The sequence below is a fragment of the Micromonospora sp. WMMD708 genome (assembly GCF_049315245.1).
Taxonomy (GTDB): domain Bacteria; phylum Actinomycetota; class Actinomycetes; order Mycobacteriales; family Micromonosporaceae; genus Micromonospora; species Micromonospora wenchangensis.
Window position 1 is genome coordinate 2042253 of record NZ_CP186060.1, and the last position, 23363, is coordinate 2065615.

At 71.3% G+C, this 23363-nt stretch carries 17 protein-coding genes, 1 tRNA gene and 1 pseudogene; 8 read left to right on the top strand and 11 right to left on the bottom strand.

Annotation, left to right across the window (positions count from 1 at the left end; translation table 11 throughout):
* Positions 1 to 7 precede the first annotated feature (7 nt).
* From ACN260_RS09250 to ACN260_RS09260, 3 genes are all read right to left on the bottom strand, one after another.
* A complete protein-coding gene (locus ACN260_RS09250; RefSeq protein WP_422755548.1) occupies positions 8 to 1006 on the bottom strand; it encodes an AAA family ATPase in 999 nt (332 codons plus the stop codon).
* 35 nt (positions 1007 to 1041) lie between these two features.
* Positions 1042 to 3666: a fibronectin type III domain-containing protein gene (locus tag ACN260_RS09255; protein WP_422755549.1), complete on the bottom strand. Its 2625-nt coding sequence runs from the start codon at positions 3664 to 3666 to the stop codon at positions 1042 to 1044.
* Positions 3667 to 3886: 220 nt separating this feature from the next.
* The gene (locus tag ACN260_RS09260) at positions 3887 to 6454 is read right to left on the bottom strand and encodes a tetratricopeptide repeat protein (RefSeq protein WP_422755550.1); all 2568 of its coding nucleotides are present in this window, start codon (positions 6452 to 6454) and stop codon (positions 3887 to 3889) included.
* 209 nt (positions 6455 to 6663) lie between these two features.
* Between ACN260_RS09260 and ACN260_RS09265 the strand changes: the two genes are divergently transcribed.
* Positions 6664 to 6747 (top strand) — tRNA-Leu (locus tag ACN260_RS09265).
* A gap of 56 nt (positions 6748 to 6803) precedes the next feature.
* Here the strand turns inward: ACN260_RS09265 and ACN260_RS09270 are convergent.
* Positions 6804 to 8104: pseudogene (locus ACN260_RS09270) on the bottom strand (IS701 family transposase).
* A gap of 124 nt (positions 8105 to 8228) precedes the next feature.
* Between ACN260_RS09270 and ACN260_RS09275 the strand changes: the two are divergent.
* From ACN260_RS09275 to ACN260_RS09285, 3 genes are all read left to right on the top strand, one after another.
* Positions 8229 to 8741 (top strand): DinB family protein, encoded by a 513-nt coding sequence (locus ACN260_RS09275; protein WP_422755551.1) that lies wholly within the window; start codon positions 8229 to 8231, stop codon positions 8739 to 8741.
* Between the two features lie 359 nt (positions 8742 to 9100).
* On the top strand, positions 9101 to 9289 hold the full coding sequence (locus tag ACN260_RS09280) for a hypothetical protein (protein ID WP_422755552.1): 189 nt from the start codon (positions 9101 to 9103) through the stop codon (positions 9287 to 9289).
* Positions 9290 to 9462: 173 nt separating this feature from the next.
* A complete protein-coding gene (locus ACN260_RS09285) occupies positions 9463 to 11523 on the top strand; it encodes an MMPL family transporter (protein ID WP_422755553.1) in 2061 nt (686 codons plus the stop codon).
* A 436-nt stretch (positions 11524 to 11959) separates the two neighbouring features.
* Here the strand turns inward: ACN260_RS09285 and ACN260_RS09290 are convergent, their stop codons facing one another.
* The 3 genes from ACN260_RS09290 to ACN260_RS09300 form a co-directional block, all read right to left on the bottom strand.
* A complete protein-coding gene (locus ACN260_RS09290; RefSeq protein ID WP_422755554.1) occupies positions 11960 to 13399 on the bottom strand; it encodes a HAMP domain-containing sensor histidine kinase in 1440 nt (479 codons plus the stop codon).
* Positions 13396 to 14088: a response regulator transcription factor gene (locus ACN260_RS09295; protein WP_422756672.1), complete on the bottom strand. Its 693-nt coding sequence runs from the start codon at positions 14086 to 14088 to the stop codon at positions 13396 to 13398. Before ACN260_RS09295 ends, ACN260_RS09290 begins: the two co-directional genes overlap by 4 nt.
* A gap of 340 nt (positions 14089 to 14428) precedes the next feature.
* Positions 14429 to 15289, bottom strand: coding sequence for an alpha/beta fold hydrolase (locus ACN260_RS09300; RefSeq protein ID WP_422755555.1), 861 nt, complete (start codon positions 15287 to 15289; stop codon positions 14429 to 14431).
* 80 nt (positions 15290 to 15369) lie between these two features.
* Between ACN260_RS09300 and ACN260_RS09305 the strand changes: the two genes are divergently transcribed.
* Complete coding sequence (locus ACN260_RS09305) at positions 15370 to 15819, top strand: CGNR zinc finger domain-containing protein (protein WP_422755556.1); 450 nt, start codon at positions 15370 to 15372, stop codon at positions 15817 to 15819.
* A gap of 47 nt (positions 15820 to 15866) precedes the next feature.
* Here the strand turns inward: ACN260_RS09305 and ACN260_RS09310 are convergent, their stop codons facing one another.
* From ACN260_RS09310 to ACN260_RS09320, 3 genes are all read right to left on the bottom strand, one after another.
* Positions 15867 to 16961 carry an alkene reductase gene (locus ACN260_RS09310; protein ID WP_422755557.1) on the bottom strand — a complete coding sequence of 365 codons (1095 nt, stop codon included), beginning with the start codon at positions 16959 to 16961 and terminating at the stop codon, positions 15867 to 15869.
* Between the two features lie 113 nt (positions 16962 to 17074).
* Positions 17075 to 17443, bottom strand: coding sequence for a MerR family transcriptional regulator (locus ACN260_RS09315; RefSeq protein ID WP_422756673.1), 369 nt, complete (start codon positions 17441 to 17443; stop codon positions 17075 to 17077).
* A gap of 248 nt (positions 17444 to 17691) precedes the next feature.
* Positions 17692 to 18609, bottom strand: coding sequence for a LuxR C-terminal-related transcriptional regulator (locus ACN260_RS09320; protein WP_422755558.1), 918 nt, complete (start codon positions 18607 to 18609; stop codon positions 17692 to 17694).
* Positions 18610 to 18851: 242 nt separating this feature from the next.
* Here ACN260_RS09320 and ACN260_RS09325 point away from each other — a divergent pair, with 242 nt between their 5' ends.
* Together ACN260_RS09325 and ACN260_RS09330 are read left to right on the top strand one after the other, a co-directional pair.
* Positions 18852 to 19865, top strand: coding sequence for a cupin domain-containing protein (locus ACN260_RS09325; protein ID WP_422755559.1), 1014 nt, complete (start codon positions 18852 to 18854; stop codon positions 19863 to 19865).
* 93 nt (positions 19866 to 19958) lie between these two features.
* Positions 19959 to 20984, top strand: coding sequence for a DUF4331 family protein (locus tag ACN260_RS09330; RefSeq protein ID WP_422755560.1), 1026 nt, complete (start codon positions 19959 to 19961; stop codon positions 20982 to 20984).
* A gap of 160 nt (positions 20985 to 21144) precedes the next feature.
* Here the strand turns inward: ACN260_RS09330 and ACN260_RS09335 are convergent, their stop codons facing one another.
* A complete protein-coding gene (locus ACN260_RS09335; RefSeq protein ID WP_422755561.1) occupies positions 21145 to 21702 on the bottom strand; it encodes a dihydrofolate reductase family protein in 558 nt (185 codons plus the stop codon).
* Between the two features lie 687 nt (positions 21703 to 22389).
* Here ACN260_RS09335 and ACN260_RS09340 point away from each other — a divergent pair.
* A complete protein-coding gene (locus ACN260_RS09340; RefSeq protein ID WP_422755562.1) occupies positions 22390 to 23331 on the top strand; it encodes an AEC family transporter in 942 nt (313 codons plus the stop codon).
* Positions 23332 to 23363 lie beyond the last annotated feature (32 nt).

A 23363-nucleotide genomic window follows, 5' to 3' on the forward strand; every position in this document is an offset into this window, starting at 1 on the left:
GGCCCGGTCAGCCGTGCGTCGGGGTCGACTGGCCCGACGGCAGCGGCACCGGCACCGACGCCACCGCCTGCCGCAGCACGTCGGCGGCGGTCACCCCGCGCACCTGCGCGTCGGCGGTGAGCAGCAGCCGATGGGCGAAGACCGGTTCGACGAGCGCTTTCAGGTCCTCCGGCATGATCCAGCCCCGGCCGTCGATCAGCGCGTACGCGCACGCCGCCCGGGTCAACGCGATCACCCCACGGGGGCTGACCCCCACCCGTACCTGCGGATGCTGCCGGGTGGCCGTGGCCAGCCGGACGGCGTACCCGTAGAGGGGTTCGGCGATGTGCACCCGGCGGGCCATCCGGACCATCTCCCCGACGGTGGCCGTGTCGGTGACCGGTTGCAGCGAGTCGGGGGAGCGGACCGTCGCCCCGCGCAGCACCTCCACCTCGACCGCCTCGTCCGGGTACCCCACCGACAGCTTCACCAGGAACCGGTCCAGCTGCGCCTCGGGCAGCCGGTAGGTGCCGTCCATCTCCACCGGGTTCTGGGTGGCGACCACCAGGAACGGCTGCGGCACCGGATGCCGGACCCCGTCCACGGTGACCGTCCGCTCCTCCATCACCTCCAGCAGCGCCGACTGGGTCTTCGGCGAGGCCCGGTTGATCTCGTCGGCGATGACGATGTTGGCGAACACCGGCCCCGGGTGAAACTCGAAGCCCCGGCTGGCCTGGTTGAAGATCGTCACCCCGGAGACGTCGGAGGGGAGCAGGTCGGGGGTGAACTGGATGCGCCGCCACTGGCCCTGCACCGTCGCCGCCACCGCCCGCGCCAGGGTCGTCTTGCCCACCCCCGGCACGTCCTCCAGCAGCACGTGCCCCTGGGCGAACAGGGCGGTCAACGCCAACCGCACCACCTCCGGCTTGCCCAGCACGACCGCGTTGACGTTCCCGGCCAGCCGGGCGGCCAGGGCGGCGAAACCCTGGACCTCCGGCTGGCTCAGCGGTGCGGGGGTGTCGTTCACGGCGGCGGGACGCTCCTCGGCTGCGGCGGCGCTGGTCAGCAGGTGGGCAGCACGGCGATGTCGTCACCGCCGGCCAGGTTGAGCCAGGCCCAGGGGATGTAGTTGCGCCCCTTGTAGTCGACGCGGACCCACCAGGTGGACTGCTTCTGGTTGTTGTAGATCCAGGAGTCGACGTTCTCGCCCTGCCGCCGACAGTACGCCCGCAGCCGGGTGCCCGGCTTCGCCCAACCGACCTGTCTGTCGTTGTCCTGCCGGGGCACCGAGAACACCTCGTTGCCGTTGCGACCGTCCACATCGGCGTCACAGTAGGTGCGCTGGTCACCGTCCGGGCCGTTGACGCAGGTCGCCACCCCGTACAGCGGGTCGGTGCCCTGCGCCCGGGTGGCGGTGCCCCGGCCGGCGGCGTTGGCGGCCGTCACCGTCACCGTGTAGGCGGTGCCCGGGGTCAGGCCGGTCACCCGCAGGCTGGCACAGCTGCCCGTGGCGTTCTTCCCGCCGGTGGCGGCGGTGCAGGTCGACTCCCCGCCCCCGGCGTCCACGGTGAACGTCACCGTCACCGACGTCGCGTCCGCCGACGACCCGGTCACCGTCACCCGGGGCGCGGCCACCGTCCGGGCGGTGACGCTCGCCTGCGGCCCCGGCCCGGCCTCGTTGACCGCCCGCACCCGCACCAGCACGTTCTGCCCGTCGCCCAGCCCGGTGACCGTCGTGTCGGTGCCGGTCACCTCGCTGGTCCGCCCGCCCACGTCCACCTGGTAGCGGATCACCGGGCGGCCGTTCGCCGCCGCCGCCGACCACTGCACCGCGACCGTGCCCGCCCGGTCGGCCACCGTCGCCGCCCGCAGGCCCGCCGGCTGCCCGGGGGCGGCGAACGGCACCACCGGCTCACTCAGCGGGGAGGCCACCGAGGCGGCACCCCGGTCGCTGACCGCGACCACCGTGAACGCGTACTGGGTGCCGTAGGTCAGCTCACCGGCCGGCACCACCAGTTCGGTGCGGCGCGACTCGCCGACCGGGGCGTTCGCGCCGGCCGAGGTGGCGGTCACCGCGTACCGGGCGATCCGGTTGCCCTGGCCGTCGGCGGCCGGCCAGCGCACCAGCACCGTGCCGTCGGGGCGGGCCTGCGCGCTGACCCCGGCCGGTGGGGCCGGCACCGCCGAGGTCGGGGTCACCGGGTTGCTGCGCCGGGCCGGGCCGTCGCCCCTGCCGTTCACCGCGTACACCGTGAACGTGTACGTCGACCCGTTGGTCAGGCCGGTGACCTCCAGCGACCGCTGGTTCGCCCCCACCTCGTGCCGACGCCCGGCGCCCTGCACCACGTACCGCAGCACGGCCGAGCCGTTCGCGGCGGCGGGCCGCCAGGCGACCCGGGCCCGCGCGTCCCCGGCGGTGGCGGTGACCTGACCCGGCGCGCCCGGCCTACCCACCCGGGGCTTCGGCGGCGGAGGCGGCGGGGGCGGGTCCGGCGGCGGGTCCCCGCCCAGCACGTCGTTGGCGTACTTGTCGACGGTGCGCACCCGGTGCGCGTCGTCGACCACCTGGGCGGTGGCCGAACCCGGGGCGTTGATGAACAGGTGGTTCTCCCGCACCTCCAGCTCCAGCGGGCCTCTCGTGCGGCCCGGCCGGATCGTCTCCACCAGTTGCCCGACCCCGTCGAACGCGTAGACCGTGCCGGTGACCCCGTCGGCGCAGTAGAACCGCCCCGCCCAGGCCACGGCCGGCCCCACCCGGTCACCGCTGCCCGGCACGACGAACCGGGTGACCACCCGGCCGTCGCCGACGGCGAGCACCCGCCGTTCCCCGCCGACCGTCACCGGCACCACCGGGCCGTTGGTCCGTGCCGGCACCGCGCCGCCAGCGGCGTCCGCCAGCACCGTACGCCGGGTCTGCCCGTCCCGGACCGTCACCAGCGTGCCCGTGGTGCGGTCCAGCACCGCCACCCCGTCGTCCAGGGTGGACAACGTCAACTCGTGACTCGGTTCGGCCACCGGATGCGTCTGCACCCGCCGGGGACCCCGGTTCTCCGCCGCCTCCGACGCCGGTCCGGACGGCAGTGCGGCGGCGGTGACCGCCGCGACGGTGCCCTCCGACGGCACCGCGATCCACAACCGGCCCCGACCGTCGAACGCGCCGGCCGTGATGCCCGGCGGAAACAGCACCGGGTCACCCACCGGCACCAGCGAACGGGGATCGAGCTGACGCACCACGCCGCGCACCGCGTCCACCACGAAGGCGGCATCCTCGTGCAACACCACGTTGACCCCGAGACCGGGCGTGGTCGGGGTGGTCGCGGTGATCTGGAGGGTCGCCAGGTCCAGCGCGCTCACCTGGCCGGTCTCCAGGTCGCGCAGGACGAGCAGCCGGTCGGTCTGGGTGACCTGCACCGGATGCTGCCGGGCCCCGGGAACCTCCTTGCGGGTGTCCACCCTGGCGGTTATCCCGTTCACCCGGGCCAACTCGCCCCGGGTGCTGCTCCACAGCCAACTGCTGGCGTCGAAGCTGGCCAACGCCTCCTCGGCGGCACCCCGACCCAGCAGGGTGAGGCCCAACGCCGCCACCAGCGCGGTCACCGTACCGACCGTGACCAGCCCGCCCCGCAACCGGGACCGTCGGCGGGACGCGCCACCTGCGGCGCTCACGGCATCGTCGATGCTGGCCACAGCGGTCGCCCTCCGTCCGGTGGCCTCAGGCGGCGTGCCGGGTGCCGGACGCCCTCGCCTGAACCGTGGGCCATCATAGGGGTCGATCCGGGACGGGGAAACCCGGACCGTTCCGCCGTGGCCACCCAGCGTGCCGGTCCGGTCGGGCGTCCCGCCGTCGCGGCGCAGGCCGGAGCCGCCGGTCAGCCACCCCGCCCGGACGCCCTGACCAGCCGTCCGCTCAGCTGCTCGGCGACGGCCGGACCCGGTCGGTGCAGACCTGGCCGGAGGTGGCGAACGAGTCCGTCGAGTAGACCGCCAGCACGGTGAAGCAGTAGTCCACCTCGGCGTTGAGCCCGTTGACCGTGAAACTCGTCTGTCCCGGGTCGACGGTCGCCATCACCCCGAGGGCCCGCCCCGTGCGTCCACCCGCGACCATGAACGGCACCGAGCCGCCGCTCGGGTCGGACCAGGTGACCGTGATGGTGGCCTCGTCGTCCCGCAACTTCAGGTCGGCCGGGGGCGGACCGGCCGTCTGCCGGGGAGCGGTGCCGGTCGACCGCTGCGGCCCCTCCGCATCCCGGCCCAGGGTCAACGCCCCGACCGTGCCCCCGGCGACCAGCACCAGGACCACCCCCGCCACCACGGCCACCGTCCGGCCCCGGCGGCGCGCCCGCCCGTCGGGCACCGGGTACGACGGCACAAGCTCCGGGTATCCCGCCCCCTCCACCACCGGCGGTACGCCCCGGTCGGTGCCACGCTCCACGCCTCCTGGGCCGGCTGCCCCGGGGACCGGTCCGGGCTCCACCGCTGCCTGTGGCGCGGACTCCGTGGCCGCCCGCAGCGCGGGATCGTCGGCGGTGGCGGGTGCCCTGAATTCGTGCGTGCTGTCCGGTGCCGGTGATCCGAAGCCCGTTCCCGGTGCCGGCGGATCGGCCATCGGTACCAGCGGCATGATGATCGACCGCCCCGATGCGACGTCGCTCCACGTCGGGTGGTCGGCGGGAGCCCCGTCGTCCCCGACCGCGTCGCCGACCGTCCCGGTGGGGCCGGCGGTCCACGCCGGGACTGTCGTGCCCCCGGCATCCCGGCCAGGTGGGGTGTCGAGCGGTGCGGTCGGCACCGCCGGATGCCCGGTCCGCAGGTCGACGTCTCCGGTGGCTACGGGGGCCGGCGGGAGATCCGCGGGTACGGCCCTGACAGACGGGGCGGATTCGACGGCGGACGCGGGACCGGCGGTGTCCCCGGACGTTGTGGTGGGCAGCGGACCGGCCGTACCGCCGGGTGCTGTGGTGGGTGCCGGGTCGGTGGCGGTGTCGCCGGGCGGCGCGTCGGCGGATGACGCTGCGGGTGCCGCCGGGGTTCGGGCGGGGGCGGGGTGCTGGTCCTCCAGCAGGGGGCCGATCTGCTGGACCCGTACCGTCGGCCGGTCCCAGCCCGGTACGGGCGGGGTTGCGGGAATCGCGGCCGGACCGGGCGTGGCCGGTGGTGCGGGAGTCGGCGCGTCGGTGGGTGCGGTGCCCGGTGCGGCACGGTCGCCGGTCGCGGTCGCGGTGGGGAGGGGGTGCACCGGACCGGCCTCACCCGGCGCGGGTGCGAGGGCGGTCGGCTGCCCGTGCCGCACGGGCGCGCCGTCCGCCGGCCCACTCGGCTGGCCGGGGGTGGCGGGCGGCACGGTGGGGATCGGGACCGGACGCCCGTGCTGGGCCGGCGGACCGGACGGCACCCCGGCCGACGGTCCGGAGTGCGGTACGGCCGGAGGGACAGCCGACCGGTCGGGTTCTCCCGGCGGGACGGCATCGTCCGTCGGGACCGGCGACGCAGGGGAGGGCTGCTGGAGGTGGGGCGGAGCCCAGGGCGAGGTGGGTGGTGCGCCACCGGAGACCGGAGCGGGTGACGCCGGGTGCCGCTGCGCCGGGGCTGCCCCCGCTGCCGGTGCAGTGGTGGGCGGTGGGCCCGGCGGTGACGCCGACGGCCCGGACTGCGGTGCGGTGGAGGCCGGACGGGGCCGGGACGCACCGGGCCGCTGGGTGGGCTGGACGCCGTACATCTGCCGGGGCAGTGGCACCCGGGGCTCGGCGTCCGGAGCCGGGTCGGCCGGTGCGGGGCGGGCCGGTGCGGGGCCCGGTCGTGGTGCCGGCGGGCGTACCGGACGGTCCGGAGGGGGCGCGTGGCCGGTCGGCACCGGTGGGCCGGGTGCGGCGGGGACGGGAGGCGCGGAAACCGGGTGGGGCGACGGTGGCACCGACCCGGGTCGGGGTGTCGGAAGGGGCCGGTATCCCTGGTGGGAGGCCGTCGGGGCGTGGTCGGGAGGGATCTGCGGGGGAGTCGGCAACAGGGGCGCAGTCGCGGCACCGGGAGACGGCGGCGGTGGCTGGCCGTCGGGGATTCCGAGGTACTGGCGGGCGGCGCGTACGGCGGGATGCTGCTCGCCGAGCGCGGCGGGCCCGGCGGTGGCCACCCGGGTGTAGTTGCGGCGGGCCTCGTGCCGGTTGCCCAGTTCCTCGGCGACCCCGGCCAGGTCGAAGGCCAGGGCCAGCATCAGGGGGTCGGCCGGGTTCCATCGTCGTTCGCCGGCCGCGTACGCCTCCTCCAGCACCCGCCGGGCGGCGGCCGGATCGTCCGCCTCCCGGTGCAACCTCGCGAGCAGGTGCGCGGTGCCCATGATCTCCGGGTGGTCCTCACCGTACGCGGGACGGGCCGAAGCGATCGTGTCGGTGAGCAGCCGGCGGGCCGCCGACAGGTCACCGGCGGAACGCAGGGCGAGAGCCCGGTGCTGGACTGCGGCGAGGGGTGAGGGTACGGACACGCAAGCAATGCTGCCGCCTGAGCGGGTCCGGACGCTACCCGCCCGCTCCAGCCGCATCCTGACCTGCGGCGATCCGACTCCCGCCGGTGGGTCGGGCGGCGATGTGCATGATCCATACGGGCCGTGTACAGTAATGCCCCGTGCGGCCCACCAGGGCGGCTGACCGGGGTGAAAGCCACCGGAGCCGACACGGTAGGCTGGACGGGCAGGTCCGGGTGGCGGAATGGCAGACGCGCTAGCTTGAGGTGCTAGTGCCCGTATAGGGCGTGGGGGTTCAAGTCCCCCCTCGGACACTTACAGTTACCCCACAGTAATCAGCGTCAGGCTGTACTCCAGCCGGGGATCGTGATCACGGATCGATGAGGACTTGTCGGGCGTAGTGGCTGTTCATGGCTCTGGTTGGTGGCGGCGTCGGCGGATTGACCAGAGTAGCGGGTCGCCATGTCGGCGGGTGGGTTCGATGATCAGGACGTGGAACAGGTGGCGTAGCTCGTTGACGGTCAGGGGGATCAGGCCGACCGGCGGGTAGTGGTGGCGGTGCTCGGCGGTCGCGGCGGCGAGGAACGCATGGGCGAGGATCGCCAAGGTGCTCCAGCGGTGCCAGGAGGTCCAGCGGCGGTGTTGGTGCTGGTCGAAGCCGAGGCCGGTCTTCGCGGCCTGGAACGATTCCTCGATTTTCCAGCGCCGGCCGGCGACCGCGACGAGAGTGCCGAGCGCGGCGACCTCGGGTGCCCAGCAGCGGTAGAAGGCCAGCTCACCGGTGCGGCGGCTGCGGCGGATCAGCAGCCAGTGGTGCCCGCCCTGGCCGTCGGTGGCGTGGGGCAGGGCGACGAAGGACCAGTCGTAGTAGCGGTGGTCCTTCGCGCCCCGGCCGGCGGACATTCGCTGCCAGGCGGTGGTGGGAAGCTCGGTGGCGAGGGCGTCGACGCGGTAGACACCGACGCCGGTGATCACCTGATATGAGTAGGCCACGGCCAGGACATAGCCCAGTCGCAGCTGACGCAGCCGGGCGGCCAGGCGCGGATCGCTGCCGTAGGCCTCGTCGCCGGTCGCCCACCGGCAGGGCAGCCCGGCGGTGACCGCGGCGGCGATCATGCGGGGTCGCCAGCTGCGGTTTCGTCGCGAAGCGCACCTGCTCAGGGACACCGGCCTCGACGCGGCGATCGGGGTCGTCGCACCATGACTTCGGCAGGTAGAGGGCCGTGTCGAGCATCGCGTGCCCAGCCTCGGCGGCATAGACCAGGTGCACGGCGAGCTGACAGTTCTCGATCTTCCCGGCCGTGCCCGGGTACTGCCGCTGCACCCCGGCGGTGTGCCGGCCCTTCTTCAGATCACCCGTCTCGTCGATGACCAGCACCGCCTCGACATCACCGAGATGCTCACCGACGAACTCGCGGACATCGGCACGAACCTCGGCGTCGTCTCACGTCACCCGGGTCAGCAAGTCCTGCATCCCGTCCGGGCCAGCATCCCCGGCGTGCTCAGCGATCGTCCAACAGTTCTTCCACGGTAGCGGCGCCAACAGCCCACGGACGAAGTCACGCACCCGGCGACGCGGCTCGGGCCTGCGGAAACGCCGCCCGACCGTCAACGTCAGCTCGTCGAACAACACCCGCCACTCTGGGCGTCTACCCTGTATCCGGCAGCCACCGCTGCGTCATGGTCAGTCCACACAACCGTCCATGATCGACGGTGACTGCCCTCGTTCCCGCACCGTGTCGAACCGCAGCTCAGCCGAGGTCAACACCCCCGGCTGGAGTACTAGAGTGTCGATGTGACGACTGCCCGACCGCTCGACAGTGAGGAACTCGCGAGCACGGCTCCGGAGCGAGAGGTTCTGGAAGCCTTCATCGACGCGTACCGCGATGTAATCATCGGCAAGCTCCGGGGGCTGCCGGAGGATGACGCCCGTCTGAGCCTGGTGCCCTCGCTCACCACGCTCATCGGCCTCGTCAAACACGTCACCGCTGTCGAACGGAATTGGTTCCAGCACTGTCTGGCACAGCAGCCACGTGAACAGATCACTGGCAACTCGTTCGGTGACGACGCCAGTTGGCAGGTCGGCTCGGACGAGACGGTCGCAGGCGTCATCACGGAGTACGCCACGGCCTGTGATCGATCGAGGCAGATCGCGGCCGGCTTCGGCCTCGACGACACTGTTCCTCATCCCCGCCTGGGCAGGGTGTCACTGCGCTACATCTACGTGCACATGATCCGTGAGTTGGCGCGGCACTGCGGCCACGCCGACATCCTCCGGGAGCAGATCGACGGCCTCACCGGGGACTAACTGGGCGTCCGGTGCGACGACGAGGAGGAGGCAGCCGTCTTCCTCTGGAGGTCGGCCCCGACGGGCGTCGCCTGCGGGAGGTGGAGGTGTCGCCCGAGGGTGCGTTCCGCCTGGCCGAGGACCTGCTCAACCCACCGCGGGACCTCCGGGACCCCCGATACGTGCGGATGGAGATCAGCCGTGACGAGTTCGAAGCGGCGTGGGAGCGGTCCGTGCCCTACCCCGAGGACGAGGAGTCGGCCCTCGGTGTTAGCGGGGAAACCGAGTGGACCGATCGTTAAGCACGCGATCCTCGCAGCGATCCTCCGGCCCGACCACGCGCCGACGGTCTGTAGGTGCAGACCTGGTAGGGGTCGTTGATGCTGCCGGTGTTCCGGCTCGCCGAGGCCCGCACCGACCGTGGCGCGATCCGTCTCGATCGGGAGGTCTCGGTCGTCATGCGGCGTCTCTGCCTTGATCGGTTTGTCAGCCGTTATTTGTACAGTCCCGCCGGTCCGGTGGCGCTGGCGAGCATCGGCGCCTTCGGGATCCAGGCATGCCCGGCCTGAGCGCCGTATTAATGATCGTCTCAGATTCGCTCGGTACGAAATACGCGTCAGACAGGTGATGTGACGCGTATGTAGGAGGCCATTGAATGGCAGTCAACGCAGCGCCCCACGGGGAAGCACCGCCCAGCCGTTTGGCGGGCCGGTGTGTGCCGTGGTTGGTGATCGGTTTGTGGATGGCACTGGCGGCGGTGATGGTGCCGCTGAGCGGGAAGTTGAGTTCGGTCACCACCGACCGAGCGGCAGACACCCTGCCGGCCGGTGCCGAGTCCACCAAGGTGGCGGTGCTGGAGGACAGTCTCCCCGGCGGCGAGGACAACACGTACGTCTTCGTATACAAGCGCGCCGACGGCCTGACCGACGCCGACCGCGCAACGGTCGAGCGCCACCACGACACTCTGGCCAGGCGGTACCCACCGAAGGTGGCGGCTCCGGCCGGCGAAGACGACGATGGCTCAGCGACGAGGCGCTCCACCGACGGCAAAGCGATGATGTTCACCCTCGACGTGAGCACCACCTACGGCGCACCGGAGGCCATCGTCGGCCCGTTGCGTGACGCCGCGAAGGACCGCCCCGCCGGCCTGGAACTCGACGTGACCGGCCCCGCCGCGATCGACGGCGACATGGACGCCGTCTTCGATGGCATCGACCTGCAGGTCTTCCTCACCACCGTCATCGTCGTCACGGTCCTGCTCGTCCTCACCTACCGCAGTCCGGTGCTGTGGTTCATCCCGCTCGTGGCGGTGGGCGCGGCCGCACTGACGGCGATGGCAAGCGTCTACCTGCTCGTCAAGGGCTTCGGCATCGTGGTCAACGACCAGAACTCGGCGCTACTGACCATCCTGGTGTTCGGCGTCGGCACGGACTACGCGCTGCTGCTCATCGCTCGATACCGGGAGACACTGCACCACCACGAGAACGTCCGGGTCGCGATGGTCCACGCGCTGCGCGGTGCTGCGCCGGCCATCGTCGCGTCCGCGGCCACCGTGGTCGCCGGCCTGCTCTGCCTGCTCGCCGCGGACCTGAACAGCACCAGCGGGCTCGGCCCGATCGGCGCGGCCGGCATCCTGTGCGCGCTGGTGGCCATGCTGACGCTGTTCCCGGCGATGCTGGTGGTGCTCGGCAGGCGGATCTTCTGGCCGGCCATCCCACGGTTCGACACCACTGTGCAGAAGAAGCCGGGTCTGTGGGGACGGCTCGGCACCGCCATCAGCCGCCGCCGGTGGGTGGCGACGCTCGGTTCGTTCGGAATCCTCGGCCTGCTCACCGTCGGGCTGACCGGAAACACCGCAGCCCTGCAGGAGCAGGACCAGTTCCTGAACGCGCCGGAGTCGGTCACCGGCTTCACGGTCCTGCGTCAGCACTTCCCGGAACTCGGCGGCCAGCCGATGACGATCTTCACGCGGCCGGCGTACCAGGAGCAGGTTCTCGACATCGCCAGGCGCACCCCCGGCGTGGCCCAGGCCATCCCGGGCCGGACCAGTGGAGGCTGGACCGACATCTCGGTGTTCCCGACCGACGCGCCGGACACCCCCGCGGAGTACGACACGATCAGGCGGGTACGCACCGCCGTGCACACGGTGAGCGGAGCCGAGGCGATCGTCGGCGGGCCGAGTGCGGAGAACCTCGACACCGAGGTGACCACCAGGCGCGACGAGAAGCTGGTGATCCCGCTGGTGCTCGCCGTCGTTCTGATCGTCCTGGCGCTGCTGCTGCGCGCGATCGTCGCCCCGCTGGTCCTGATGGCGACCGTGGTCGTCTCATTCGCTGCGGCCTTCGGCGGCAGCGTGTTCATCTTCGACACGATCCTCGGATTCAAGGGCATCGACTATTCGGTGCCGCTGCTGGCGTTCCTGTTCCTGGTGGCACTCGGCGTCGACTACAACATCTTCCTGGCCAGCCGGGCCCGCGAGGAGACCGTACGTCTGGGCACCAGAGACGGCATGCTCAAGGCTCTCTCCGCCACCGGCGGCGTCATCACCTCGGCAGGCCTGGTCCTGGCGGCCACGTTCGCGGTCCTCGTCACGCTTCCGCTGGTGATGCTGGTCGAGGTCGGGTTCCTGGTCGCCTTCGGCGTGCTGCTGGACGCCCTGCTGGTGCGGTCGGTACTGGTGCCTGCCCTCACCCTGCTGATCGGTCGGCGGATCTGGTGGCCGAGCCGGCTGTCGCGACCTGTGGAACTGCCGGACCGTCGGCGGACGCTCGTCGACGACGAGGAGCCCGCCCTGCAACGGTGAGCGCGCAGACACGTACGAGATCCGGGACGGGCACCCAGGGGCCCGCCCCGGATCTCGTCGTCGGTCCGAGTGGCGGTCGCGGTATCGCGCAGTCTCAGCCAATACGGGTTCGCGCTGGTGACGCGCGTGGCGGTGCGGTGCCGTAGCGAGACGTGCCTGGCGGGTATCGGTCTTTGAGAATCGATCCTCACGCGTTTCCGCGGGAAGCCTTGGACGGCACGCTTGCCGGCTGCTGGCCGGAGTCCTGGCCGAGTCGGAGCCGCCGGCGATGTCGTCTGGCATCACGTACACCAACCCGGAACGGGTCGACCAGCAGCACTCCCGTCGTGCGCCGTGCGGCCGGAGCCGAGTGCCCGTGGTCCTACCCTGGGGTGAGCCGCGCGCAGCCATGCTTGATGGCTGCTGCCTCCTATGGTGTGTCGCGCTGCGGGGTGGGTCAGCGTACTGCGGTGCCCTCCGTGGCAGCGAACGGAGCGGGCGGGGCCGCGGCCGGAAGGTCGACCCGCAGCAGCGCGCCACCGCGTGCGGAGCGGACGACGGTGACCCGGCCACCATGGGCGTGGACGACCCGCTTCACGATCGAGAGGCCCAGACCGGATCCCGGTAGCGCCCGCGCGCCCTCGGCCCGGTAGAACCGGTCGAACACCCGTGGTACGTCGGCATCGTCGATGCCCGGCCCGGCGTCGTCGACCTCGAGCACCGCCGACGTGTCCTCGGCCCGGAGCCGGATCTGGACCACCTGGTCAGAGGGGGACCACTTGCCGGCGTTGTCGATGAGGTTGAGCACTGCCCGTCGCAGAGCAGCGGGACGTCCGCCGACCCACACGGAGGTCACGTCGAGCGCGACCTCGATGTCGGGCATCCGGGAACGGGCCTGGGTCGTAGCGGCCACCACCACGTCGGCGAGATCGAGCAGCTCGGTGCTCTCGTCGCTGACGTCACCGCGTGCCAGGTCGGTCAGCTCGGCGGCGAGGGTGCTCAGTTCGGCGACCTGGGCACCGAGATCGTTGAGCAGCCGGGTGCGGCTTTCCGCCGGGAGGGCGGTGCCGAGGGTACCGCGCCGATCGAGGCGGATCAGCAACTCGATGTTGAGGCGCAGGCTGGTGAGCGGGGTCTTGAGTTCGTGGGCGGCGTCCTCGGCGAGTAGCCGCTGGGCCTGTCGGGAGTCCCGCAGCGCGGCCAGCATGTCGTTGATCGCCTGGATCAGTCGCCGGATCTCCCCGCCGCCCTCGTTCGGGATGTCGGCGTCGAGATCCTGGGTGTGCGCGACACGTACCGCGGCGGCGGTCAGCCGGTCGATCGGGGCCAGCCCGGTCCGCGCCACGGTCCGCCCGACGAGGGCGCCGCCGACCACGCAGAACAACCCGATCAGCAGCATGCCGAACCCGAACTGGTTGATCGGGCCGTCGTCGGCGAGGTCGACCACCTGGACCGCGCCGTCAACCGCCCGCAGCGTGTAGATGCGGTAACCGTCGTTCCAGTCGGTCGACTCCAGCAGATCGGACGACGCCCCCTGCGCCACACGCCCGGCGCCCTCACTGACGGCGGGCAGCGCGGGTTGGCCGGCCGGTGTCCGGGTCGAGCCGTCGGGCAGGATGAGCCGCACCAGCCGACCGGACCCGGAGTACGGCGGTAGCTGGACCTGCGTCAGACCGGAGCGCTGTGCGCTCGTCGCCAGCACGCGGGCGTCGGCGCGTAGCTGGGTCTCGGCCGTGTGCCGCAGCTTCTGGTCCATCAGCTCGCTGGCCACCTGGAAAGCCACGAACACGCTGACCGCGATGGCTGTCGCCGCGATCACCGTCAGTCTGCTCCGTAGCGACTGCCGACGCCACCACCGGCTCAGCCGGCGCTGCGCGCGGCCGACGAGCCCGCTCACGGAGGGCTCTCCCGCAACGTGTACCCCAGACCGCGCAGCGTGTAGATCAGTCGGGGTTCACCCTCGGCCTCCAGCTTGCGGCGCAGGTAACTCACGTACACCTGCAGGTTGTTGGCGGTGGTGGTCATGTCGAAGCCCCAGATCGCCTCGAACAGCGCGTCGCGGGTCAACACCCGGGTCGCGTTGCGCATGAGGACCTGCAACAGGGAGAACTCGGTCCGGGTCAGGCGTAGCGGTCGCACACCCCGCCACGCCTCGAACCTGTCGGGATCGAGGCGGACGTCGGCGAACGACAGGATCGGCGACTCTGCGTCGCCCGAGCTGCGGCGGCGCAGCAGGGCACGCACCCTGGCCAGTAACTCCTCAGTGGCGAACGGCTTGGGCAGATAGTCGTCGGCGCCCGCGTCCAGCCCGGCGACGCGGTCGGAGACCTGATCACGGGCGGTCAGCATCAACACGGGCAGATCCCGACCGGCGGCCCGCAGCCGTCGGCAGGTTTCCAACCCACCGAGGCGAGGCATCATCACGTCGAGGATCAGCAGATCCAGCGCGTCACCGTCCGGCCCGTGGATCCCGTCGAGCACGGCGAGACCGTTGGCGGCGGTGCTGATGTCGTATCCCTCCACCTGGAGCACCCGCTCCAGTGACTCACGGATGGCCTTCTCGTCATCCGCGATCATGATCCGCACGCCGGCCCGCCCCTTCCCATCGACGCGTTTGCCGATCATCCTCCCCGACCTACCTGAGGACAGTATTAGAGCCACCGCCGCGAGCCGGGCTCATACGGACCCCTAAGCTCAGGGCCGAGAGCTGGCCGGACGATCTCCCGCCGCTGCACCTGTCGGTGGGCCGAGGATGGCCGACGAACCGAGCAGGGCCGGCCTCGCCTCGCATCGGCACCGCCCGGGTGACGAGGACGACGGCGAACGCGTTGGTATGGTCCGCACTCGACACCGGCCTCGCTGGGCCGGTGTCCGCGGCGACCGCAGCAAAGCCGGATCGGCCGGTGGTCCGGGCGTCCGGCGTCGGTCAGGTGCGCAGCTTCGCCCGGAAGTCACGGATCAGCTGGGCGACCTCGTCGACCGCGGTCTCCAGCAGGAAATGGCCGCCCGGTAGCAGGTGGACCTCGGCGTCGGGCAGGTCGTCGGCGAACGCATGGACACCGGCCGGCCCGAAGATCTCGTCGCCCTCGCCCCAGACGGCCAGCAGCGGCGGCTGGTGCTCGCGGAAGTATGCGTGCAGTCGCTGGTAGAGCGGGACGTTGCTGGCGTAGTCGGCGAACAGCGCGAGCTGCACGGCGTCGTTGCCCGGCCGATTGACCAGCGCGAAGTCGTGCCACCAGACGGTCGGGTCGACAAGCGTCGGGTCCTTTACGCCGGTGAGGTACTGCCAGCGGATCGCCTCCAGGGTCAGCGCCTGCCGCATCGCGTTCTCGGTGGCCTCGGTGCGCTCGCGGTGGTAGGCCCACACCGGTTCCCAGAAGGAGGGGATGAAGCCGGCCTCGTACGCGTTGCCGTTCTGGGAGATGATGCCGTTGATCGCCGACGGGTCGCTCAGCGCCAGCCGCCAGCCGATCGGGGCGCCGTAGTCCTGCACGTAGATCGTGTACCGCTGGATCCCGAGGTCGGCCAGCAGTTTCGCGGTGATCCGGCTGAGCGCGTCGAAGCTGTAGGTGAACGTGTCCGCGGGCGGGGCGTCGGACAGCCCGAAGCCGAGGTGGTCCGGCGCGATCACGTGGAAGTCACCGGCGAGCTCGGGGATCAGTTCGCGGAACATGAACGAGCTGGTCGGGTATCCGTGCAGCAGGACGATGGTGGGCTGAGCGGGATCACCGGCCTCCCGGTAGAAGACGCGGTGTCCGTCGACGGTCGTGTACCGATGATGCACCATGACTAACCTCCTTGAGGATTGGAGATGGTTAGATCCTGCGTCGTGTGGGGTAACCTGTCAAGCGGACCGTGGGGGTTAGATTGAGTGAAGAGCTGCTATTGACACTGCTCAACAGCACGCCGGTGATCGACGGCACACCGACCGACACCCTGTCCCTGGACGTCGACGACCCGGCGGCGCTGCGGGCCGGCCGGGACGTGCTTCAGGCGGTCGTCCGGGGCGACCAGCCGCCGTCGGCGCTGACGGCGCTGCTGGAGGGTGTGTCGTCGCGGCCGTCGATCACCGGTGACGGCCGACTGACCTGGACGATCCAGGCCACGCCGACGCGAACCGTGCTGGCCGAGGCGATCATGGCCTGGGACGAGCTGGAGCGCACCCGACCCGGCCGGCTGCGCGCCTGCGCGAACGACGAGTGCGCCCTGTTCCTCCTCGACCGCAGCCGGTCGAACACCGGCCGGTGGTGCTCGATGGCCGCCTGCGGCAACCGGCTCAAGGCCCGCCGGCACTACGGGCGCACCCGGCACGACTGACCGGTCGACCTCACCGACGGGACGACCGGTCCATGGCGACGTTCACGTCATACCGACTCCGTCGCGGTCGCGCGTGGGTGGGCGTACGCCGGATAGGTGAGGTAGCCGTCGTCGCCGCCGACGTAGTAGGTGCCCTGGTCGGCGACCGCCAGCGGCAGATCCGCCCGGAACCGTTCGACCAGGTCGGGGTTGGCGAGGTACGCGCGGCCGAGCGAGATCAGATCCGCCCCGTGGGCCAGCCACCGCTCGGCGTCGTCCCGGGTCGCCGCCACGGCACTGTTCGCCGCCGAGGGGTTGACGATGAGCGTGCCGGGCCAGGCGCGGCGCAGTCCGAGCAGCAGCTGCTCGTCGGTGCCGGCCAGGTGCACGTACGCCGGCCCGAGCGGGACGAGTTCGGCGAGCAGCGCGCCGTACACCTCTGCGGTGTCGGTGTCGATGGCGTCGGCGATGCCGGCGCCGGGCGACAACCGCAACCCGACGCGGTGCGCGCCCACCGCGTCGATCGTGGCGGCGACCGCCTCCACGGCGAAGCGGATGCGCCCGGTGACGGAACCGCCGTAGCGGTCGGTGCGGAGGTTGGCGTTGCCGGAGAGGAACTGTCCGATCAGGTACCCGTTCGCGCCGTGCAGCTCCACGCCGTCGAAGCCGGCCCGGACCGCGTTGGCCGCCGCCGCCGCGATGGACTCCACCTCACCCGGCACCTCCGCTGTCGACAGCGCGCGTGGCGTCGGCACGAGCTGCGGTCCGGTGGGGGTGAACACGTAGGTCCCGCGGGCGGCGACCGCGGAGGGTGCGACCGGCTGGTGGCCGGTCGTGTCCGGGTGGCTGATCCGACCCGCGTGCATGATCTGCGCGAAGATCCTGCCCCCGTTGGTGTGCACGGCGGAGGTGACCTGCCGCCAGGAGTCGACCTGCGCCGGGGTGTGCAGCCCCGGCGTGAGCGGGTTGGACTGTCCGACCGGGCTGGGGTGCACGCCCTCGGTGATGATCAGACCGGCGCTGGCCCGTTGGGCGTAGTACGTCGCCATCGACGCGGTCGCGAGCCCCTCACGGTTGGAGCGCACCCTGCTCATCGGGGCCATCACCAGCCGGTTGGGAAGCCGGAGGCGGCCGAGGGGGACATTGTCGAAGAGTGATGCCATGCCGTCACCGTAGAATCTGACATTGATGTCAGATGCAAGCCCTGCGGTCGAGACGTGGCGGACGACACCGGGACGGCGGAGATCAGTCTGCACTACATGTGGATCGCGACGGCTCACGTGTCGGTGGGTTCCGGGCGGTGCGCGCGGTTGGCGGCGATCAGCTCGTCCAGCGCCGCACGGGTCCCGATCAGATCCTCGATGTGCCGTTCGAGCCGGACCCGCTCCTGGTTCATGCGTTCCAGAGCCGCCTCGGAGGCGTCCGCGTTCGGAGAATCGACGCAGGGCAGCAGGTCGACGATCGTCCGACTGCTCAGGCCGGCGGAGAACAGCCGCTGGATGAACAGGATCCGTTCGACCTGGCCCTCGACGTAGCGGCGGTGCCCGCTCGCGCTGCGCTCGCTGGTGAGTAGGCCCTGCTCCTCGTAGTAGCGCAGGGAGCGCACGCTGACCCCGGTGCGGGCGGCGAGTTCACCGATCCGGATGGTGGCGGTCATGACTACCCCCTGTCCTTACCTCACATCCGTGTGAGATTCAGTGTATGGCAAGCGTCCGGTCAGTGACGGGCGGCAGCTGCGGGCCTCGGCCACGTCGTCGCGCCGCTCCACCACCATGGCGTCGCCGTGCTGCCCGTTGACGACCGGTACGCACGACGACCGCTCCGCGGCGTACTGGACATGGGCCGCTGGGGCCCAGCCGGGCCGTCCGGTCGGTGTGGGCCGCCGGCTTCCTCTCAGAGCTGGTAGATCTCCCCGATCACCTGCGGGACCAGTTGGCCGCGACTGGACACGCCGAACTTGGCGAACAGCGATTTCAGGTGGTTCTGTACGGTGTTCGCCGTGATCTGGAGCTCGGCGGCGATCGTGGCGGTGGGCGTGCCTGCGATCACGCACTGCAGCACCTGCTGCTCCCGCGAGGTCAGCGCGTGCGCGAGCGCGAGCACGCGGACGGTGTCGGACGTCGGCGTGGGCTGGATGACGACGGACACGCCGCCGTTGTTCACCGTCGAACCGTAGAGCGAGAGCCATCGACCTGTCCTCGATCGGAACCGGACATACGTCGAGCCTCGGCCCGCACGGGTGGCCGCACACACCTCGTGCAGCGCGACCCGGTGCGGTGAGAGCTCCTCCAGCCAGCGCTGGGCGGCCTCGTTGGCGATCGTCAACGTGTCGCTGTGGTCGAAAAGCAGAACGCCGGGACCTGATGGTTCCGCGAGGTCGTCCGGCGAGGTGCCGGGCCGGCAGGCGGCGCGGCGCAACGCGGCCGCGATGGGGCGCGCCGCCGCCCGGGCCAAGGCCGCCTCGTGCGGGGTGAATCCGGCCCGGTCGTGACCGCGGAACAGGGAGATCGCCCCCCAGCAGTGTTGGCCGGCGAGGAAGACGATCCGCATCTCGTCCCTGGCCTCCATCATGGGCAGCACGGTGCGAAACCGGTGGCTGCGTCCCGGCTCGCCGCCGGTGCTGAGGCCGAGGACGCCCACCGTCTGCCGGGATCGGGCCAGGTCGGCGAACTTGTCGACGTCGTCCACCAGGTATTCGTTGTACGCGGCGATCGACTCACCTCCGGCGGGGATGTTGTGGGACACCTCGTCGGCGAGTAGGAGGGTGTGCGGGTCGGCGGCGGCGAAGCAGTAGGCGTCGTGTGCGATCACCCGGCTGAGCCGGGTCGCGATCTCGGCCCGGAGAGCTCGAGGCTCCGAGTCGGCCCGGCAGGCGCGCTCGACGCCTTGCAGGGCATCGCGTTCCGCTACTGATAGACGTGCCATAGAACTAACCATCGTACGACGTTTGATGGTTAGGATCAATCCCCGTTTTCCGGTCTGCTGACGTCCCGGCTCCGCTGCCTAGCGTGGCACGTGGCAGTACACGCACGACGAGTCGGACGGACTGATCCATGACATTCCCCTACGTAGCGCAAGCTTCCCAACACCAGCAGCTGGAGTGGCTCAACGGCGGAACCATGCAGGTTCTGCTGGCCGGCGAGCACACCGGCGGGCAGCTGGCGATGTTCCGGTCCTTCGCCCCGGCGGGGGCGGCTTCCCCGGCCCACGTGCACTCCCGCGAAGACGAAATCGTCATGATGCTGAGCGGAAGCGCCACCTTCTGGTCCGGCACACACCGCTTCGAGGTCGAGGAGGGTGGGGTCGCGTTCCTGCCGCGTGAGGTCCCGCACGCCTACCGGATCACCTCCGACGCCGAGATGCTCGCCTTGAGCACGCCGTCCGGGCTCGAAGGCTTCTTCCGCGGAGCCGGTCACGACCGTGCCGAGCCGAAGCCCGAGGGATGGAGCATCACACCGGAGACCATGGGCAAGGCAGCTGCGGCGAACGGCCAGACGATTCTCGGCCCGCCTCTGGGCCCGGACGGCACCCTGCCCGTGGTCTCCACCGGCACGCAGGCCGTCGGAACGCCGTATGCGGCCCAGCCGGACGAGCAGGAGGCGGTCGAATGGATCGGCGGACGGCTCATCCGGATCCCGCTCAGCGGGGAGCACACGGGCGGTCAGTTGACCCTGTTCCGATCCAGCGCCAGAGCCGGTTCGGCGTCGCCGGTCCACGTCCACAGCCGTGAGGACGAGATCATGCTGCTGCTCAGCGGCAGCGGTGTCTTCTGGGTCGGCGGGCACCGGTACGAGCTGGCGGCCGGTGGCCTCTGCGTCGTGCCCCGCGGTGTGCCGATGGCCTACCGGCTCACCTCCGATGCCGAGATCGTCACGGTCACGACTCCGGCGGGCCTGGAGAGCTTCTTCCGGCGCGCCGGCCGTGACGTGCGACAGCCGCGTCCGGACGGCTGGGAGCTGACGTCCGACGCGATCGCTGCGGCGTCCGAGGCCACCGGCCAGACTATCCTGGGGCCGCCGCTGAACCTCGAGGACCAGACGATCCCGGCCGAACTGCTCAAGGGCTGACGCTCCGAGGCGGCGCCGCGGCGACCAGCCGCCTGCCCGCCGCCGCTTCACCGACGAGCGTCCCTCAGCGATCGACGACCGGGAGGAACCCTGATGTCCCACCACTTCGACACCCCGACCTCGATGGAGGACCCGCGTCTCAACCTGTGCGACTTCTACCTGTTCAGCGGACGCTCCGGGTTCACCACCATGGCCATGACGGTCAACCCCGAGGCCGCTGCGGGCAGGAGCGGGCTGTTCCGGAACGAGGGTGTCTACACCTTCCGATTCGACACCGACGGTGACGGGGTCGAAGACGTGTCGTTCAAGGTCCGGTTCGGTGAGGCCACCCACGCCGAGAACGGTGACCACGAGCAGGCGTTCACCGTTCACCGAGCAGAAGGGACCGCCTCGCGCAGCGGAGTCGACGGCGACGAGGTCCTCAGGGGACGTACCTCGCACGTGGCCGACAACGGTGTCGCCAGAGCCTTCACCGGGCAGGCCCGCGATGCCTTCGCAGGGAACGCCGCCGGCCAGGAGGCGTTCGCCGCAGCACTCGCGCAGGGCAGGTACGAGCCCGAGGCGTTCGACAGCCGCGAGAACTTCTTCGCTGCCCGCCAGGTCGCCGTCATCGTGCTCGAGGTGCCCCAGAGCACCATCGGATCCGGCCATGTGCACGCCTGGGCCACCATCTCCCTCCACGGTCATGCACCGGAACAGCAGGTGTCCCGATGGGGCCTCCCGCTCCTGACCCACCTGTACCTGGCCGCCGAAGAGCAGCGTGAGGCCTACAACCGGACCTCCTCCGACGGGGACGACAGCCCGTTCACCGCACAGATCGGTGCCGCGATCCGGGACATCACGACCCTGGCCGGCACCGTCGGCGACCCCGCGGCCTACGCGGAGCAGGTGCTCGCCAGGTTCGGAGCATTGAACCTGCCCTACGAACTCGGGACGCCGGCGGCGTTCACCTTTGCCACGTTCAACGGTCGGGCGCTGCGTGACAACGTCATGGACGTCATGCTCTCGCTGACGACGAACTCGCCGCTCGCCAACGGCTTCAGCCCGGACCCGGACCGGATCTCGGACACCTTCCCCTATTTCGACGTCGTCACTCCCACCGACCGACGCACCGTCTGACCGGCCTGTCAGGCCGGCGACGGGTCGGAAGGGGGCGGCCGGCGACATATGATCACGGCGAAGGCGAAGCGTCAGACCGAGACTCCGACGCAACGCGGAACTGCGTACGGGGGCCCTCGCGCTCGGTGTTATGCCGTGGACGATCCTGGGACTCCGGTGATCAGCCTGCGCGGCGGTAGTGCACGGCCACTACACCGTTGCGCATCGGCTCCGCCGAGATCAGTTCGAGTCGGCGGGTGGCGGGCAGCCCGCCCTGGTACAGGGTCGGGCCGTGACCGGCGATCCGGGGTTGAACGAGCATCCGGTACTCGTCGATCAGGTCGAGGCGGTCCAGCTCGGTCGCGAGGTTGCCGCTACCGAGCAGGACCCCGTCCGGGGTCGCGTCCTTGAGCTTCTGCACGCCCTCGCGCAGGTCGCCGGCGATGTGGTGGCTGTTGGTCCACGGGAAGTCCGTGCGCGTCGACGACACCACGTACTTGGGTTTGGCCTCCAACTTGGCCGCCCACTCCTGCATCGCCGGTGGCGCCTCCTGGTCGCCGCGGGCGACGGCCGGCCAGGCGCTCTCCATCATCTCGTAGGTGACCCGACCCCACAGCATCGCCCCGGCCTCGTCCATCAGCCGGGTGAAGAAGGCGTGTGTCTCGTCGTCGGCGATCCCCTCCTGGTGGTCGGCGCAACCGTCCAGGGTGATGTTCAAACTGAAGGTGAGCAGGCCCATGGCCGGCGAGTCTAACGCCGGGGACGCCACGGCCCGGGCGCGACATGCAGTTCGCGGTCAGCGCCCACGGTCATGCCAAGGAATCACGACCTGTCGCCCGGGGCACGCCGGACGACGCCGGTCCGCCCCGACCGGTCCCGGCCGGGGGATCGTCCCGTACGCGGCCGATCAGCGCTCCTTGCCGACCAGCACTTCGATGGTGTCCGCCAGGTCGGAAACCCGCCGACGTCCGTCGAGTTCGACGGTGGCTCCACGTCGGAGCAGCGGCTCGACGGTATGGATGTAATGGGCGATCTCCGCCCGCTGTTCGGGAGTCCTTCCACAGGGGTTCGTTCCGTGCCGGACACGACCAGATCGCGGTACCGGTCGAGCAACCCGCTCATCCGCGGCTCGTCCCAGGTCCCGTCGGGCAGTTCCCAGCCGCCGTAGTCCGTGTCGACCGTGCGGAAACCCCGCCGGCGAAGCTCGTCGAGGACCGTCGTCTTTCCCGCGCCCGACATGCCGGTCACCAGTACCCGCGCCACGTCCGTACGGTAGCGGGAGACGAGACACAGGCCGGCCGGTGACAGGGCCTCCGGGCGGTCGTCCCGGCGGTGACGCGGATCGAGGCGGTACTGATGACGGGGTACCCGGGGACGCCGTCCACCGGGCGCGTTGCCCCCTCGTCCGGTCGTCGGTGACACCCGCATGAGCCTGGTGTCGGCGTTCGTGCCGATCTGGATTCTCACCGTCGTCGGCTACGCGGCCCACCGGTGGGGTCTGCTGGGTGAGGCGGGGGCCGCGGTGCTCGGCCGGTTCGTGTTCCAGTTGGCGATGCCGGCCGCCCTGTTCCTGGCGCTGTCCGGGATGCCGCTGTCCGGGTTCGCCGGCCGCCCGCTGCTCGCCTTCGCGGTGAGCACGACGGCCGTCGTCGGGCTCGGGTGGTTCGGGGTGAGCCGGCTGTTCGGCCGCGAGCCCGGCGAGCGGCCGATCTGGGGCATGGCCGCCGGGTACGTCAACTCGGCGAACCTCGGCATCCCCATCGCCACCCAGGTCCTCGGCGACGTCGCGTTCCTGGCGCAGGTGGTGCTGCTACAGGTACTGGTGGTGGCACCCGTGATCCTGGTCGCCCTGGACCGGCACCGCGACCCCGACGGGAGGGTACGGGTCCGCCGGGTCGCCTCCCTGCCGGTACGCAACCCGGTGATCCTGGCATCCCTGCTCGGTGTCGCCTGCTCGGCTGCCGGCCTGCCGTTGCCGGCGGCGGCCGACGCGACACTCACCCTGCTGTCGGGCGCCGCTACTCCGGCCGCCCTGGTCGCGCTCGGCGCGTCGCTGCACCACCCGACGCCGTCGCGCGACGACCGGGCCGAGCCGGCTGGTCGGGCCGCGCCGGCCGAGCTGGCCGTGATCACCGCGCTGAAGCTCGTCGCGCAGCCGGCCGTCGCGTACGCGGCAGGACTGGCCCTGCACCTGCCCGCGCCGCAGCTGCTCGCCGTGGTGGTGTGCGCGGGCCTGCCGACAGCGCAGAACACCTTCATCTTCGGCCAGGAGTACGGCGTCGGCGAGGCGGTGACCAGCCGCGCGGTGCTGCTGACCACGACACTGTCGCTGGCCACCCTGGCCGCGGCAGCGGTCCCGCTCAGGTAGGTCCGTCGACGGAGACGTCCGGTAACCATGCT